The sequence below is a fragment of the Asaia krungthepensis NRIC 0535 genome (assembly GCF_025995175.1).
GTDB lineage: Bacteria > Pseudomonadota > Alphaproteobacteria > Acetobacterales > Acetobacteraceae > Asaia > Asaia krungthepensis.
The window spans coordinates 232,638-249,580 of the sequence record NZ_BAPV01000061.1 but is presented as its reverse complement, the minus strand read 5'-3'; the positions used below and the strand labels follow the sequence as shown (position 1 = coordinate 249,580).

The 16,943-nt window shown below is 61.4% G+C and carries 14 protein-coding genes; 9 read left to right on the top strand and 5 right to left on the bottom strand.

Annotated features, from left to right (window positions below; all coding sequences use genetic code 11):
• The first annotated feature begins 157 nt into the window (after positions 1-157).
• From AA0535_RS15295 to AA0535_RS15265, 7 genes are all read left to right on the top strand, one after another.
• The gene (locus AA0535_RS15295) at positions 158-2,383 is read left to right on the top strand and encodes a TonB-dependent receptor domain-containing protein (RefSeq protein WP_264817650.1); all 2,226 of its coding nucleotides are present in this window, start codon (positions 158-160) and stop codon (positions 2,381-2,383) included.
• Between the two features lie 274 nt (positions 2,384-2,657).
• A complete protein-coding gene (locus AA0535_RS15290) occupies positions 2,658-3,695 on the top strand; it encodes an NAD(P)-dependent alcohol dehydrogenase (protein WP_264817537.1) in 1,038 nt (345 codons plus the stop codon).
• A 26-nt stretch (positions 3,696-3,721) separates the two neighbouring features.
• A complete protein-coding gene (locus AA0535_RS15285) occupies positions 3,722-4,720 on the top strand; it encodes an AraC family transcriptional regulator (protein WP_264817536.1) in 999 nt (332 codons plus the stop codon).
• Positions 4,721-4,727: 7 nt separating this feature from the next.
• Entirely contained in the window at positions 4,728-5,498 is a 771-nt protein-coding gene (locus AA0535_RS15280) for an SDR family NAD(P)-dependent oxidoreductase (protein ID WP_264817535.1), read from the top strand.
• 131 nt (positions 5,499-5,629) lie between these two features.
• Entirely contained in the window at positions 5,630-6,553 is a 924-nt protein-coding gene (locus AA0535_RS15275) for a substrate-binding domain-containing protein (RefSeq protein WP_264817533.1), read from the top strand.
• A 91-nt stretch (positions 6,554-6,644) separates the two neighbouring features.
• Positions 6,645-8,219 (top strand): sugar ABC transporter ATP-binding protein, encoded by a 1,575-nt coding sequence (locus tag AA0535_RS15270; RefSeq protein ID WP_264817532.1) that lies wholly within the window; start codon positions 6,645-6,647, stop codon positions 8,217-8,219.
• On the top strand, positions 8,212-9,162 hold the full coding sequence (locus tag AA0535_RS15265) for an ABC transporter permease (RefSeq protein WP_264817531.1): 951 nt from the start codon (positions 8,212-8,214) through the stop codon (positions 9,160-9,162). Before AA0535_RS15270 ends, AA0535_RS15265 begins: the two co-directional genes overlap by 8 nt.
• A gap of 22 nt (positions 9,163-9,184) precedes the next feature.
• Here the strand turns inward: AA0535_RS15265 and AA0535_RS15260 are convergent, their stop codons facing one another.
• Positions 9,185-10,453 carry a GTP-binding protein gene (locus AA0535_RS15260; RefSeq protein WP_264817530.1) on the bottom strand — a complete coding sequence of 423 codons (1,269 nt, stop codon included), beginning with the start codon at positions 10,451-10,453 and terminating at the stop codon, positions 9,185-9,187.
• A gap of 57 nt (positions 10,454-10,510) precedes the next feature.
• Between AA0535_RS15260 and AA0535_RS15255 the strand changes: the two genes are divergently transcribed.
• Both AA0535_RS15255 and AA0535_RS15250 read left to right on the top strand, forming a co-directional pair.
• The gene (locus tag AA0535_RS15255) at positions 10,511-11,194 is read left to right on the top strand and encodes a DUF1826 domain-containing protein (protein ID WP_264817529.1); all 684 of its coding nucleotides are present in this window, start codon (positions 10,511-10,513) and stop codon (positions 11,192-11,194) included.
• A complete protein-coding gene (locus tag AA0535_RS15250) occupies positions 11,181-11,855 on the top strand; it encodes a hypothetical protein (protein WP_264817528.1) in 675 nt (224 codons plus the stop codon). Before AA0535_RS15255 ends, AA0535_RS15250 begins: the two co-directional genes overlap by 14 nt.
• 18 nt (positions 11,856-11,873) lie before the next feature.
• Here AA0535_RS15250 and AA0535_RS15245 read toward each other — a convergent pair whose 3' ends face one another.
• From AA0535_RS15245 to AA0535_RS15230, 4 genes are read right to left on the bottom strand one after another with little or no spacing between them, the layout of a single operon-like run.
• Positions 11,874-13,523: a GMC family oxidoreductase gene (locus AA0535_RS15245; protein ID WP_264817527.1), complete on the bottom strand. Its 1,650-nt coding sequence runs from the start codon at positions 13,521-13,523 to the stop codon at positions 11,874-11,876.
• The gene (locus AA0535_RS15240) at positions 13,513-14,178 is read right to left on the bottom strand and encodes a gluconate 2-dehydrogenase subunit 3 family protein (RefSeq protein WP_264817526.1); all 666 of its coding nucleotides are present in this window, start codon (positions 14,176-14,178) and stop codon (positions 13,513-13,515) included. The genes AA0535_RS15245 and AA0535_RS15240 overlap by 11 nt, the downstream gene beginning before the upstream one ends.
• Positions 14,171-15,148 (bottom strand): hypothetical protein, encoded by a 978-nt coding sequence (locus AA0535_RS15235; RefSeq protein WP_264817525.1) that lies wholly within the window; start codon positions 15,146-15,148, stop codon positions 14,171-14,173. Before AA0535_RS15235 ends, AA0535_RS15240 begins: the two co-directional genes overlap by 8 nt.
• The gene (locus AA0535_RS15230) at positions 15,149-16,936 is read right to left on the bottom strand and encodes a thiamine pyrophosphate-requiring protein (protein WP_264817649.1); all 1,788 of its coding nucleotides are present in this window, start codon (positions 16,934-16,936) and stop codon (positions 15,149-15,151) included.
• Positions 16,937-16,943: the final 7 nt, after the last annotated feature.

Genomic DNA, 16,943 nt, shown 5'->3' with positions numbered 1-16,943 from the left:
GGCTCCTGCCTCGCACAGAGCGGCGAAAGGGCGGCACCGCGCCGGGCGCTCAGTGCCGATCCGTCAACAAGGCCCTGTCGGCGTGGCGCGGCATTCTGGCACGACCACACGCCATTCACGGAGCGGTAATGCGCATATCGTGGATTCCCCTGAGTCGATGGTGATTTCGGCGCATCGTATTGCCTCGCACGGGGCAACAGAAATGGTGACGCGACAGACCATGGATCATTTCACAGCCGGGACAAGCCCGATGCAGATTCTGGCTCTGACGACACCGGGGGCCAATTTCGCCTCTGACGACGCGTTCGGGCTCGATACGCTGGCGAACACGCTGTATATCCGCGGCTTTAACCAGTCTCAGCTCGGCGTCTCCATGGACGGTATCCCGATGGGTGGGCAGGGCTTCCATAACTGGAACGGGCTGGGCGTAGACCAGATGGCGATTCAGGAAAACATCAGTTCCATGACGCTCACACAGGGTGCCGGAGCGGTGGAAATGCCCTCAGCCCAGACGCTGGGCGGCGCGATTACCTTCACGACCGACGACCCGCAGGACAAGGCAGGAGGCCGTATCAGCCAGACATTCGGCAGTTTCGACCTGTTTCGAACCTTCGCTCGTGCCGATAGCGGTATTCTCAATTCGACGGGAACGAAGTTCTACGCTTCCTATGCCCGCACGGCACAGGATCTGTGGAAAGGCTTTGGCGACCAGCAGGAGCACCAGGCCAATTTCAAGCTGGTGCAGCCCGTGGGCAGCCATGGAAAGATCACCGCGATCTTCGATTATTCGAATTTCGACCAGTATAACTTCATGAGCCTCACCAAGAATATGTGGCGATTGCTTGGGCGTAACACGACCTATCTCAAGCCCGATTACGCCAAGGCCAAGGAATATGCCTATTATGCGCAAAATGGCGGCATCCCACCGGGCCTGCCTGCCGGGATCACCAATGACGAGGTCGGCGATTTCGCCTATGACGGAACGCAGGAACAGCGAAATTATCTCTCGGCCCTGCGTGGAGATTTCGACCTTGCCGCGAATGTCACCTCCCATAGCGTGGCTTACGGTCATATCTCCAATGGCGTCTATCAGGGGACCAATCCGTTCCTGATCTCGCCTTCCTCGGGCACATTGATGGCCGATGAGGCAGGGCATCCCGATGTGCGCCGTCTCGGCCTGACGCAGAGTTTCGATATCAAGTTGCGTCGTCACACGATCCAGACCGGGTTGTGGTACGAAAATGACCGCTTCAATTACCCGATGCGCCTTTACGAGGATGGCGCAGATGCAGCCCATAATTCGAAAAGCAACTACTATGCCTATCAGGCAACGACCTGGTTTGCCGATTCCTTTAATACCAACACGTTCCAGTTCTATATCCAGGATGTCTGGCACCTGATGCGGGACATGACCCTCACGGGCGGGTTCAAGTCGCTCACGCAAACCACCCATGGCGGGACGAGCTTCGATCAGACTGCCGCGCTGGCGGATAGCTGGGGCACATATTACAGTCATCCGGCCTCAGGTAGTCTGACGGCCTCCAGCGCCTTCCTGCCGCACTTCAACTGGGACTGGCATTTCGGCGGCCATCACGAACTGTACTGGGACATCGCCGAGAACATGCGCGCCTATGATTTCGGCACGCAATCGGGATCGGGCAATCCCTGGGGCGGGCTCGGCTCGTCGAGCAATTCGGCGCAGTCTGTTTTCGACGCCGGCAAGGCCACGCTCAAGCCCGAGCGAACCTGGAATTATGTGGTGGGATATCGCTTCAATTCCGAATTTTTCAGCGGAAGTGCCGATTTCTATCACACTGATTATATCAATCGTCTTGCCGCAATCACCAGCGGGCCGACCAACAACATTTATGCGGCCTTCCTGAATGTCGGGCACGAAACCATGAATGGCGCAGACGTTCTCGGAGCCATCAGGCCAGTCAAAGGTCTGGAAATCACCAACAGTTTCAGCTGGAATAATGCGACCTATGAGGACTCTGCGCTTCCTTATAACGGTACGACCATCAGCATCAAGGGGAAGCACCAGGTCTATTACCCGAAGTTCATGTACAAGGCCAATCTGACCTATACATGGCATCATGCGAGTTTCAATTTCAATACGACTTACACAAGCCGCCGGGCCATGACCTACACCAATGACGAATACATCCCGTCATATTGGACCTCCAACCTGAACGCGAGTTATGATTTTGGCAGGGTCCTGTTCGCTCATGAAATGAAACTGTCTCTCGGCGTCACCAATCTGTTCAACAGCGATTATATCGGTGGCGTCTATGGGGCGGCCTCGGTTTCGGGAGATGATAACGCCAATCTTTTTGTCGCGGCACCCCGGGAGTTTTTTGGGACCATCGCCGCTCAATTCTGAAACGTCGAGCCTCGACTAGGCCCGGAACATCCGGCCTCACCCTTCGGGGCCGGGGCGGAATCCGGAATGGTGCGGAGGTGGAGGGGGAGCATCGCTGATCGGGGAAAGCGCTCAGGCAGCATGCCCCGATCACGGAGTGGTGTTCATATCACGCAAAAAATCATCAGTTTTTGTTAAGAACCGATCTATTTGATGAGATAGCCTCGTTATATCTAACAGCTCTGTCATGTTCCTGCATTCTGGGATCGTGACGGATCTTCGGAGGAATGACGAGATGGCGCAGGCACTGGTTCTGGAAGAGCGTGGCAAACTGTCCCTGCGGGAGATCGCGCTGGATGACACGCTCGGTCCCGATGATGTGCGTATCGCCATCCATACCGTCGGCATCTGCGGCAGCGATGTGCACTACTATACCCATGGCGCGATCGGCCCCTTCGTGGTGCGTGACCCCATGGTGCTGGGGCATGAGGCGTCAGGGGTGATCACGGCCATTGGCGAGCGCGTGACGACGCTGAAAATCGGCGATCGCGTCTGCATGGAGCCTGGTATTCCCGACCCGCTCTCTCGCGCTGCGCGTCTCGGGTACTACAATATCGATCCGGCCGTACGCTTCTGGGCGACGCCACCCGTGCATGGCTGCCTGACGCCATCGGTCGTGCATCCTGCCGCCTATACGTTCAGATTGCCCGAGAACGTGAGTTTCGCCGAAGGGGCCATGGTCGAGCCTCTGGCCGTGGGCGTCCATGCCTGCGTCAAGGCGAAGATCCAGCCGGGGGATGTCTGTCTCGTCACCGGGGCTGGTCCCATCGGCATCATGACAGCGCTTTCCGCCCTGGCCTCAGGGGCGAGCCAGGTCTTCATCAGCGATTTTTCTGCCCCCAAACTCGCGATAGCCGGGCGCTACGCCAATATCGTCCCGATCAATCTGGCCGAAACGAAACCCGCCGAGCGTATCGCCGCCCGATGCGGTGAGGGCTGGGGCGTGGATGTCACCTTCGAGGCGAGCGGGTTCGAAACTGCCTACCAGGACGCGCTGGATTGCACACGCCCCGGAGGGCGCCTCGTTCTGGTCGGTATGCCGCCCAGGAAGATCGCCTTCGATATCGTCGCGGCGCAGGCCAAGGAACTGAGCATCGAGACGATCTTTCGCTATGCCCATGTCTATGATCGCGCCATTGCGCTCATTGCCTCGGGAAGCATCGACCTCAAGCCCCTGATCTCGGGCAGCTTCCCGCTGAGCGAGGGTATCGCGGCCTTCGAGCGCGCTGCGGAAGGGCGGCCGGAAGACGTCAAACTCCAGATCACGCTCTGACTCCCTGCACAGACGAGGCACGTCTCATGTCGTTTCTCAATGGCATCTCCACGGGTCACACCCCCTCGGGTCAGAATGGTCGAGGCGCGCAGAACCCGGCTATTCTGGAGCTGATACCGGAGCAGAAGACCGGCAGCTTCCGCTGGCACCAGCATGATTATCCGGCAGCTATTGCCTGCTGGAATTACCATCCGGAATATGAGCTGCATCTGATCACGCAGGGTGCAGGCCGGGCGATGATCGGCGACCATATCGGCACGTTTGCGGTGGGTCAGCTTGTTCTCATCGGGCCGGACCTGCCCCATGCGTGGTTCACCCCCCTTTCCGAGGGGGAGGTTCTCCGGGGGCGTGACGTGGTGCTCCAGTTCAGTCAGGGCTGGATCGAGGGATTGATCGCGCTGTGCCCGGAGTTGTCCGGGCTGACGCGTATGCTTGCTGAGTCGGTCCACGGGCTCGAATTTACAGGGGGACAGGCTCTGGCCCATGCCGAGGCGCTTGTCGCGCTCGGGGCGCAAAGCCCCGGACAGAAGCTCGCTTCCTGCATCTCCCTGCTTTCTGCATTGTCGCAGTCGCCCTGGCGGCGTCTTTCCACCGGGCGCGATCGCAGTTTGCCGGGGGGAGCCGGGGTTTCCGGCGCGGCGCGCATCAACCGCCTGGTGCGTCAGCTCCTGACGACCGATCCTGCCACGATCCGGCATGAGACCATCGCCTCCTCCATCGGCATGACGCCCTCGGGATTCTCGCGCCAGTTCCGCGCGGTGACCGGGGAGACGTTCATGAGCTTCGTGCAGAAGCTGCGTATCGGCCATGCCTGTCATCTGCTCGCCACGACCCCCATGGCGGTGACCGATATCTGTCGTGAAGCAGGGTTCAGCAATCTCTCGAATTTCAATCGCGTGTTCCTGAGTTTGCGTGGCTGCACGCCGCGTCAGTTCCGCCAGCAATCGCACCTGATCACCGCGCCGCACTTCATGGTGCGTCCCCTTTCCCTCGGCGCTTCAGAGCGTCGCCTGCAGGAGGCATGAGCCTGTCATGACCGATCTCTCAACCCGTTTCTCGCTTCAGGGCAAGATTGCCGTCGTCACCGGGGCCTCGCGCGGGCTGGGCGTCACCATCTGCGAAACCTTGAGCGCCGCAGGGGCCGATATCGTCGCCATCGCGCGCGATGAAGCGCTCCTCGACGAGACGCGCGCCCTCGTCACCGCGCAGGGCCGGACCTGCCTCGCCATCGCCGCCGATCTGCTCGATGCCCAGGCCGCAGAGCAGGCTGCCGCACGCATACGCAGCGCAATCGGTGCGCCGACGATCCTCGTCAATAATGCGGGGATGAGCATACCGAAATCGCTCACCGAGCAGAGCGTCGAGGAATGGGATTCCATCCTCAATCTCAATCTGCGCGCCCCCTGGCTCATGGCGCGGGCGCTGGTGCCGGGGATGATCGATGCCGGGGGCGGCAAGATCATCAATATCAGCTCCATGGCCAGCAATGTGGCGCTGACCGATCATGGTCCCTATGTGGCCTCCAAGGCCGGTCTGAACGGCCTGACCAAGGTGATGACCGCCGAATGGGCGCCGCATAACATCCAGTCTAATGCCGTCTGTCCCACCGTGGTCTGGACGCCCATGGGCGAGCGCGTCTGGGGTGTGGGTGACAAGCTTCAGCGCTTTCTCGAGAAAATTCCCGCAGGTCGCGTCGCCACGCCTCAGGAAGTGGCCGATCTGGTGCTCTATCTCGCTACCCCTGCCTCGGGGATGATCAACGGGCAGGAGATCTTCGTCGATGGCGGCTATACCGCCATCTGACCCGACAGGACCGGGCGCTTCGACCGGCTGAAACCGGTCAGGAGGCCGTATCACCAGAGCCCATGCCCTGCATGACAAGGCATGGAAAACTGCACCGGGCAGGGAATGCCCTATTTCGATACGAGTTCAAAATGAACAAGTTGCTCAAGACGCTTCTCGCCACAACCCTCATCACCGGGTCTGCGCTCTCTCTGGCCCCCGGCAAGGCTTACGCCGCCGAGCTGCTCAAGATCGGCGTGTCCTTTCAGGAGATGAACAACCCCTATTTCGTGACCATGAAGGACGCGCTGCAGGATGCGGCCAAATCCATCGGGGCTACGCTGATCATCAGCGATGCCCATCATGACGTGTCCAAGCAGGTCAGCGATATCGAGGATATGGTGCAGCAGGGCGCGCAGATTGTCCTCATCAATCCGACAGATTCAGCGGGTGTCGCGTCCATCGTGAAGACCGTGCACGACAAGAATATCCCCATCGTCTCGGTCGATGCCCAGGCCAATGGCCCCATCGATGCCTTTGTGGGATCGAAGAATTACGATGCCGGGTTCAAGGCTTGCACCTATCTGGGCCAGACCATCACCAAGGGCGATGTCGGTATCATAGACGGTATTCCCGTGGTGCCGATCCTGGAGCGCGTGAAAGGATGCAAGGCCGCTCTGGCGAAGTTTCCAGGCATCAAGATCGTGAGCACGCAAAACGGCAAGCAGGAGCGCGATCAGGCCCTGACGGTGGCCGAGAACATGCTGCAGGCCAATCCCGACATGAAGGGCATTTTCAGCGTCAACGATAACGGCTCGCTGGGCGTGTTGTCGGCCATCGATTCAAGCGGGCATGACGTCAAGCTTGTGAGCGTGGATGGTGCGCCCGAGGCGATCAAGGCCATTGCCAAGCCGGGCTCGCATTTTATCGGCACGGCCGCGCAATTCCCGCGCCAGCAGATCCGCCTCGCTCTGGCCATGGCGCTGGCGAAATACTGGGGCGCAGTGCCGCCCGCCACCGTACCGGTGGATGTGGAGTTGGTCGACGCCAATGGGGCAAAGACCTTCAGCTGGTGAGCATCAAGCGGGGCTAAGCCCCCCTTTTTCTTCGATCCTGAACACCCATTCCTGAACACGTATTCCGGGGCGGCAAGGCATCATGACAGAAATGCAGTCTTCTTCTGCCCTGCCGCTCCTGAAGCTGCAGGGCATCACCAAGAGCTTTCCTGGCGTCAAAGCGCTCAAGGGCGTCTCCCTCGAACTCATGCGCGGTGAGATCCATGCGCTTCTGGGTGAAAACGGTGCCGGGAAATCGACCATCATCAAGATCATCGGCGGTATCCAGCGCCAGGATGAGGGCGAGATGGTGCTCGATGGCGAAACCTGCCATTTCACGAGCTATCGCGACGCCATCGCGCGCGGCATCGGCATCGTGTTTCAGGAATTCAGCCTGGTGCCCGATCTCGACGCGGTCGATAATATTTTTCTCGGCCGTGAAAGCCGCAATGCGCTCGGGCTGAGCCGCCGCGCGGCCATGGCGCGTCAAGCGGCTGGCCTGTTCGAGCGCATTGGTGTGCAGATCGACCTGAGCGTCCCGGTCGGGCGGCTGAGCGTTGCCGAACAGCAATTCGTGGAGATTGCCAAGGCGCTCTCGCTCGATGTGCGTATTCTGATCCTGGACGAGCCGACAGCGCCTCTGACGCCCAATGAGGCAGCGCTGCTCTTTCGTGTCATGCGGCAGCTGCGCGTTGAGGGCATCGGGATCATTTTCGTCTCGCATCATCTCGAGGAGATCTTCGAGATCTGCGACCGCATCACCATTCTGCGCGACGGGGCGAATGTCGGCCTGACCCCGGTTGCATCCTGCACCATGGATCATCTGGTCGAGATGATGGTCGGGCGGCGTATCGAGAACAGTTTCCCGCCCAAGGCCGATACGGCAGAGCGCAGTGTGTTGCTGACGGCACGACATCTGCGGAGCCGAAGCGATGCCGCCATGAGCGATTTCGATCTGCACGCGGGCGAAATTCTCGGTTTTGCAGGGCTGGTGGGCTCGGGCCGTACAGAAACCGCTCTTGCCCTGATAGGGGCGCTTCCCTGTCCAGGCAAGAATGTGACCATGCACGGACGTGACGTCACCCTGTCCGATCCGGCGGCGGCGCTGAAGGCGGGGATCGGCCTTCTGCCTGAAAACCGCAAGACGGAAGGACTGATCCTGCCATTCAGCATCCGCGACAATATCTCGATCAATAATCTTGCCCAGTATACGCGGCGCACAGGGCTGATCGACCGGCGCAAGGAGCGTGAAAAGACCGCTACCCTCATGCGCGCCTTGCAGGTCAAGGCCCCGGATGACGAGACGGCAACCGTCACGCTCAGCGGCGGCAACCAGCAAAAGGTGGTCATCGCGCGCTGGCTCAATCGTCGTTGCCCGATCCTGATCTTCGATGAACCGACGCGCGGCATCGATGTCGGGGCCAAAGCGGAAATCTATCGTCTGATGCGGGACCTGACCGGGGAGGGCTATGCGATCATCATGATCTCGTCAGAGCTGCCCGAAATCGTCGGGATGTGTGACCGCGTCGCTGTTTTTTATCGTGGCGCCATCTCGACCATTCTCGAAGGAGACGCGCTTAACGCCGAGGAGATCATGCGTCATGCCACATCAAGCGGTACGAAACCCGTCGGACCGGGATATGCCCCTCATCACCCCATCGGGCCAGGAGCGCCGCTCCATGCGTGACTCCCTCATGGCGCTGTCACGGCGCTCGACTGCGTTTCTGCCGGCCATGGGGCTCATCGTGGTTGTCATCGGCATGATGTTTCTCAACAGCCGGTTCCTGTCGCTGGGCAATCTGGAGAATATCGGTCGCCAGGTCTCGATCAACGCCATTATTTCGGTTGGCATGACATTCGCGATCCTGACCGGCGGCATCGATCTCTCGGTCGGCGCCACCATGGCGCTCACAGGCACGCTGACCGCCGGGCTGCTCGCCAGCGGTGTGTCGGGCGTCGTGGCCATCGTGGCGGGGATCGGGGCGGGCATGGTGTTCGGTCTCGGCAACGGGCTGTGCATTGCCGGTCTGCGTATGCCCCCCATTATCGTGACACTCGCCTCGATGAGCATCGCGCGCGGGCTGGGGCTGATCTACACCAATGGCTATCCGGTGACCGGGCTGCCTGACTGGTTCGGTTTTCTGGGGCGTGGCACCATTCTAGGGGTACAGACCCCTATCGTGATCATGGCGCTCACCTTCGTGGTGGCCTATGTGATGCTCGAGAAAATGCCGATCGGGCGGTATATCTTCGCCATTGGCGGCAATGAAGACGCCGTGCGCCTTTCGGGTATCGATGCGCGTCGCTACAAGGTCATCGTGTATCTTGTCAGCGGCGTGACGGCAGCCATTGCCGGTATCCTGCTCAGCTCGCGCCTGATGAGCGGCCAGCCCAATGCCGGTATGGGGTTCGAACTCGATGCTATTGCCGCCGTGGTGCTGGGCGGGACGGCGATTTCAGGTGGGCGCGGATCGATCATCGGCACGCTTATCGGAGCGCTGCTGTTGGGCGTGCTCAATAACGGGCTCAATCTGATGAATATCTCGCCCTATGTGCAGAATGTCATCAAGGGCGCGATCATCCTGCTCGCCATTTTCATCAGCCGCCAGACCCGTCCCGGCGCACGTTAGACGCGGGGAGAATGGTTTACGTCTATCCCCATGCGGGGAAAGGATCGGGCAGACCGGTATGGGCGCTGGGATCGAACACGCCATCTGTGCCCGGTGCGACAAGGCAGCTATCGAGGCGCAGGCGCAGGGCTGCTTCGTTCAGCCCCGCACCGATAAAGACGAGCTCCTGTCTGCGATCGCCATAGGTCTCGTCCCAATAGCCGTTGAGCGTGTCGCGCCATGCAGCATCCTCTGGCCAATCCTCCTGCGGGATGCTCGCCCACCAGCGCCCCGCGGCCTGATTGCGGGCCAGCGCGCCCGCAATACTCAGTTCTCCTACCCAGTCCGGCCGTGACGCCAGCCAGAAATACCCCTTGGCACGCACAAGGCCGGGCCATGATTCCTCTATGAAACGGGCGAAGGCGAGGGGCTCGAACGGGCGTCGCGCCCGATAGACAAAGCTCCTGACGCCATATTCCTCGGTTTCTGGCGCATGGCTCTCCGGGTGGTAGAGTTCCTGTGCCCATCGGGCATGACGATGGGCGCGATCAAAGTCGAAGAGGCCGGTATTGAGCAATCGCGCCAGATCGACGCGGCTCTCCGTCGTCTCGATCAGCACGGCGTCAGCGTTCAGGGCGCGGATGATGCGTCTTGCCGTCTGTTTCTGGCTCTCGGTCGCCGCATCGATCTTGTTGAGCAGAATCACGTCTGCAAACTCGATCTGATCGGTCAGCAGATCGACAAGAGCACGGCCATCATCCTCCCCGGCTGTTTCCCCCCGGTCACGCAGAAAATCGGTGGAGGAAAAATCAGCCAGCAGATTGGCGGCATCGACCAGAGTCACCATGGTGTCAAGGCGCGCGACATCGCTCAGACTGCGCCCGTCCTCGTCGCGAAATTCGAAGGTCGCGGCGATAGGGAGCGGCTCTGCAATGCCGGTGGACTCGATCAGCAGGTAATCGAAACTCTGCATGGCCGCGAGGCGACCGATCTCGGTAAGCAGATCGTCGCGCAAGGTGCAGCAGATACAGCCATTGGTCATCTCGACCAGCGTTTCCTGCGTCTGGCTCAATGCTCCGCCCCCGGACCGGATCAGGGCAGCATCGATATTCACCTCGCTCATGTCATTGACGATCACCGCAATACGCAGCCCGTCGCGGTTGTTCAGCAGGTGATTCATAAGCGTGGTCTTGCCCGCCCCCAGAAACCCGGACAGGATGGTCACGGGGAGGCGGGGATCACCTCGACCTGTGTTGTTCGGCAGCACTGCAGGAGCGGACTCATCGACTATGGGGGGCAGGGAAGAGGACATCTTGATCTCGGCTCTAAACATGTTATGTTATAACATAACGTAATGAGAGTTCCGACCGTGATCAAGTCCTGCCCGACCCGTCGCATTCTGGCCTTTCGCAGGCAGCCCCTCGATATCACCCTGCCTGTTGGCGATATGACAATCCTGCCGCTCGGGTTGACGCCAGTCGTTCGCAGCGAGGCGCAGCTTTACCTTTCCCAACGCCCGGGCCTGCTCGTCCTGAGGGGAGATCTCGCCTCTCTCGCTGCGGGGATACATGCCTGTCTGGGCGCGCAAACCCCGGCTCTGGCTGAGGATGTCCTGTCTCTCGCGCGGCTCTATGCCGATGTCACCCGTCGTGATGTGCTACGCATCCGGCTCGAGCAGGTGGTGACGGATAGCTGCCGCAAGTTCCACGTGGATCATCTCGCGCTCCGGCTGTTGCGCAGCTATGTCGGCCCGGGAGTCCAATGGACACGCGATGGCGGTGAGAAGGTGCATGACACGCCCCCCGAGGCGCTGGTCATTCTGGCGGGCACTGCACATCCGGAATGGTCTGAGCTTTGTACGGTACGTCACCGCTCGCCGCCCTTGAGCGCGGCGCAAAGACGCGCGGGCGGACGGCTCCTGCTGACCATAGACGAAACCGATCTCGGACCTGACGATCTTGGTACGGCAGACGGCACAGGAAACCCGCTTTCGCCCGAGCAGAGAGCCCTGTGGGATCTGGCCAATTGGGGGGATGGGCGTGTTCGCCATTGAAAGCTGGCCGGATCATGAGGGCATCGGGCTCGATGACCACGCCGCCGGGCTGACACCCATGGGGGCGACGCTCACCGCCGAGAGAGCGCCCGGCCCCTATGCTGCACGAGGCCGCTTCTTCCGAGAGAGAGCGAACGGCCCTCATGTGCGTGCCGGCGGGCTGGAAGATACGCTCGCCCATCTGCCGCGGCAGGATCTGGATATGGTCATCTGGGCGCGTACCCCGCCCGGAAGCTGGGCCGACGCCATGCGGTGTTTCTCGCCCCCCGGCCCGACGCTGCGGCTGAAGGGCACGATAGAGACCGTTTCGCAGGCCATACGGGACCTGCCTCAGGCGCGCGCCTATCCGGATTTCCTGATGGAAGATGTCGTGCAATCGGCGTCTCTGGCCGCCGCGCTCTCCGGGTCCAACCGGCTCAGTCTGAGCCTTGCCTGTGGCAGTGAGGTCGGCATACCGGAACCCGGAGGGCGCATGTCCTTGCTCTGTGCCTATGGCCATGACGCGGTCGGCTGGGAGTCCGGTCCGGCGCTGAGCGGGGGGCAGAGCACCGGATTTGCGCCTTTCAGCCTCGCTTTCATTCCCGGGAGGGAGGAAGCGCGCCTACATCTGTCGGTGGACCATTCGCGATGCGGCCCCGTGCTCTTTCTGCGTGTTGAGTAGAGGCACAGGGGCATAGGGTCAGAGGGTGATCTTGCCCTGACGATGGAGTGTCTGGATACGATCCGCCGTGCGGAGCGCAATGGCGGTAATAGTCAGGGAGGGGTTCACCCCCCCCGTTGTGGGGAAGATCGAGCCGTCGCAGATCCAGAGATTGGGCACGTCCCAGCTTCGGCAATCGGCATCGACAACCGAGCTCTCCGCAGAGAACCCCATGCGCGCCGTCCCGGCGAGATGGTTGGTGTCGTTTTCCTGACGCCAGATATCCTGTGCCCCCACGAGTTCGAGCGAACGCTGCATCTCGCCCAGCGCATGCTGGATCATCGTCTTGTCATTATCCTGCCAGCCATAGGTAATACGCGTGATGGGCAGGCCGTACTGGTCTTTCTCCTCGGCCAGAGTGACGCGGTTCTCCATGCTGGGCAGCATTTCCCCGACCATCTTGAGGCCGACCTGATGGTTGTAATCCATCATCTTCTGACGCAGTGCCTCGCCCCACAGCCCTCGCGAGGAGGACACCGCAGCCGACCATTCGAGCGGCAACGGCCCCTGGGCCATCCAGCAATACCCGCCAAAGAAATCCTTCTTGTCCTCGTAATTCCAGTGCTCGGTGATGGTGAGCGAAGGCGGTCCTTTGTTCCAGCGCACCATCTCCTTCATCCGGCCATAGACGGCCTGATTGGACTGCACCATAAGGTTGCGCCCCAGATAGCCCGAGCGATTGGCCAGCCCGTCGGGAAAGCGGTCTGTGGCTGAATTCAGCAGCAGGCGCGGGGTCTCGATGGCATAACCCGCTACGATGACCTGCTTCGCGCGCTGGAAGTGCCACTGCCCCTCGCGATGGTAATGCACCCCTGTCGCCAGCCCTTGGGCATTGGTTTCGATGCGCCCCACCATGGCGAGATCGCGTATCTCGGCCCCGGCCTTCAGGGCGCGGGGGATATAGGTCACGAGTTGGCTCTGCTTGGCATTGGTCGAGCATCCCACGCGGCAGAAACCGCGATAGACGCAGGAAGGGGAATCCCCCCTCGGTGCCGAGACCGTGGCGAGCGGGGTTTCGGACCATTGATACCCCATGGCTTCGGCACCGCGCGCCAGCCATTCCGCAGCTCCGCCGATCTCATGCGCCCGATAGGGATAGCGGGGGCGTTTGGGTCCCCAGGGGTAGGAAATTGGTCCTGCAATGGCGAGATCGCGCTCGGCCTTGTCGTAGTAGCGCCACATTTCGCGCCAATCGAGCGGCCAGTCCACAGCATAGCCGAGCTTGGTGCGCGACTGGAACCATTCGGGCCTAAAGCGCAGCGAAACCATGGCGAAATGCACGGTCGAGCCCCCAACCGCCTTACCGCTGTTATTGCTGCCCATCTTGATGGGGTTGGCGCCATCGATGAGGCGCTCGTCGGTCCAGTAGAGCTGGCTTTGGCTGGTTTCGTCCGAGGCAAAATCCTCAAGCGGCCTGAAATAGGCCCCGGCATCGAACCCGATCACCGAATAGCCCATCTCGGCCAGACGGGCGATCAGCGGGCCGCCACCCGCGCCGGTCCCGATGACGACAAAATCGACAGCCTCGTTCTGGCTGTACTCGCGCATGGGCACCCAGGCACCCTTACGGAACACATCGGGGGCACGGCCATTCAGCGCGCGAGGCGTGTGCAAGGGATTATCGGACATTACGGTTTTCCTTGCGCGTCTTTTCAACCGTTTCCGGTGTGGCCTCTATCGCCTCCCACGGGTCGCGGCGATCATTCTGCATACGCACATAGCCGCGCGGGCTGGCAGGACCGCCAAAGCCGATTTCGCTCCAGGCGGTAGGATGGGCGTAATAGGCGCCAAGAATGTCGGTCAGCACATGACCATTGAAAAAAAGCTGCATCTGCTCGGCGCTCCACCCCGCATGGCCGAGCCTGCCCGCACCGGCCTCGATCATCAGGGCTTCCTGCTCGGAGGGCGTGAGGGCATGAAAGCTCTGGTCATGGCGCGCCATCGCTTCAGCCTCGAAGACAGCGAGGCCGTTCTTCCAGGTCTCGCGCTGCGGAGGCAGGGCGGCATCACGAAAGCCGGGGCGTGTATCGCTGAGCAGTTTCTGGTCCACATAGGCGGCGAGTGGCACAGGCGGACGATAGGTGGGTTGCGGCATGACCCGATCGCACAGCGCGCTCAGTGTGCGCCATTCCAGCGCATTCAGAAATCGTGCCTCTCGCGGCACCGCAAGACGTGCGTCGATCACGCGCCGCGTGGCGTCGTTCCAGGAGGGGGTGAGGCGCTTGTCGAGCACGTCATAGCCCGGATAACGCTCATCGAGGGGGTTCGGAAGGGTGTCAGACATCGCTGTCATCCTCCATGAGGTCGAGCGCTGCCAGACCGGCCAGCGCCAGACCCGTAAAGGCGGGGGGTGCAGGAATGGGCGGCCCGTTGAGCAGGTTCTGCTGGATATTGCGCCAGCCATCCATGTCACGGCCCACGCCGATGGCATGAAAGACCGTGCCCGACACGCCCATGATGGCGGTGGCACGCAACCACCATCGGGTCAGGCGCCGGTCTGTACGGGCTGCGCCCAGTGAGGCATTGGTGAGCGCTGCCGCCGCGGCGGGTGGCATGGTCACAGGCAGTGCCATGAAGGGATCGTGGAAGCTGCCGCGAAAATGGAGCAATCCGGCCTCCGCGGTCGTGCCGACCATGCCCGCGCCTGAAACCGCCCCGATCACACGCCCGGCAGGCAGGCCGAAGAGGCGTGGCGTCTGTCCGATGGGCGTATCGCGTACGCGCTCCGAAAAAAAGCCGAGCAGCCCAGAGAGCCCGATCGCCATGGGCGCCCCCAGAGGTGCGCCATAGAATAGGTTCTGCCAGATAAATCGCCCTGGCTTCTGAACCACGTTCCATACATGAAAGCCCGTGCCGATCAGCCCCACGACACCGGTCAGCAGATAGACGCCGTCGCGAATCTTATGCGCAGCCGGGCTCTTGTCGAACGTGCCATGGGCCGAGACGGCGAGCGCCAGAGCCGAGGTGACGATGGGGGTGTACATCGCACGGTTTTCGAAATCGCCCCGGTAATGCTCGACCGCAGAGTCGAACAAAACACTGGCCGCCAACGTCCCGGCCGACCGGTTGAGGCGTCGTGCGGCGAGTGTCGCTTTTTCGGGGGAGGGGGGGGGCTCGCTGGCGCGTGGCGGCGTGGCGGGGTGTCGTGCCATGCGGCCGCCGCGTGTTGCGGCGGCAAAACAGGCTGCGGTGAGCGCGCCCGTCAGGCCAAGAGCCCAACCGGCCGCGCCACGCGGACCTTTATACCGCGCCACTCAGGATTTCTTTGTGGGCAGGAAGGTTGCCAGCATTTCCTTGGCGGAGCCACGGATTACGTCGAGCAACTCGGGCTCGGTGGGCAAGGAAGTGAGGAAGGCCTTGGCCTGTTGCAGGGTGATATGCGGTGGGAGCGGGGGGACATCCGGGTCGGTGCGGGCTTCGAGAATGACCGGGCGATCCGCGCTCAGCGCCTCGTCCCAAGCACCGGCGATCTGATCGGGGTGATCGACAAGAATGCCCTTGAGCTCCAGAAGCTCGGCATATTTGTGATAGGGGAAATCCGGAATAGACTGGGTGGCCGTCGTTTTGCCTTCACCGAGCTGGACGCGTTCCTCCCACGTGACCTGATTGAGGTCCCGGTTGTTGAGCACCAGAACGATCAGGCGCGGATTTTCCCACTGCTTCCAGTATTTGGAAATCGTGATCATCACGTTCAGGCCGTTCATCTGCATCGCCCCATCGCCCATACAGGCGATGACGGTGCGTTCCGGGAACGCCATCTTGGCGGCAACGGCATAGGGCGTGCCCGCCCCCAGCGAGGCCAGACCGCCGGAGAGCGACGCCTTCATCCCGCGACGGATTTTGAGATCACGGGCAAACCAGTTGGCAACCGAGCCGGAATCGGCGGTGATGATGGCGTTCTCGGGCAGACGCGGCGACATTTCCCAGAAGACACGCTGCGGATTGATCGGATTGGCATCCGTCATGGCGCGTGCCTCGAGCACCTTCCACCATGTGGCGACTTCCTTCTCGATCTTTTCGCGCCAGCTCCGCTCGGTCTTGCGCTGAAGAAGCGGGATCAGCGCGCGCAGCGTGGCAACGCTGTCGCCTTGCAGACAGACGTCCATAGGGTAGCGCAGAGACAGATTCGACGGGTTGATATCGATCTGCACGCCACGTGCCTGGCCCGGATCGGGCAGAAATTCGCTATAGGGATAGGCCGATCCGACCATCAGGAAGGTATCGCATTCCTTCATCAGATCCCATGACGGCTTGGTACCGAGGAGCCCGAGAGACCCCGTGACATAGGGCAGTTCGTCGGGGACAGCGGCCTTGCCGAGCAGCGCCTTGGCGATGCCCGCACCGAGCAGCTCGGCAATCTCGATCAGTTCATCCGTGGCATCGAGCGCGCCGGCGCCAGCGAGAATGGCGACTTTCTTGCCGGAGTTGAGGAGCGCGGCAGCGTCCTGCAGGCCGCGCATGTCGGGCACCTTGGCCGTGACGGTCTCGCCGATGCCGGTATGGGTATAGCCATGGGCGACAGGACCATCCTTGTAGGGGAGTTCCTGCAGATCATTGGGCACGATCACGATAGTCGGTGCCCGTTTGTCACGAGCGATACGCACGGCGCGATCGATCGCATGACGCATCTGCGACGGCTCGGTGACGGTCACGATATATTCCGAGCCGACATCCTTGCAGAGCGACTGAAGATCGACTTCCTGCTGGTAATTCGACCCCATGCAGGTACGGGCCTGCTGCCCCATGATCGCAACCACGCCCACATGATCGAGCTTGGCGTCATAGAGCCCGTTCAGCAGATGGATGGCGCCGGGACCGGAGGTGGCGAAACATAATCCGACCTGCCCCGTGAATTTGGCATGGGCCGAGGCCATGAAGGCGGCCATTTCCTCATGGCGAACCTGCACATATTCCACACGCCCTGCATCGATTTCGCGCTGAAGCGCCACATCGATGCCACCTGCGCCATCACCAGGATATCCGTAGGCGCGCTTGAGGCCCCATTCCTGGAGGCGTTTCCACATGAATTCGCTGACATTCATGGACATG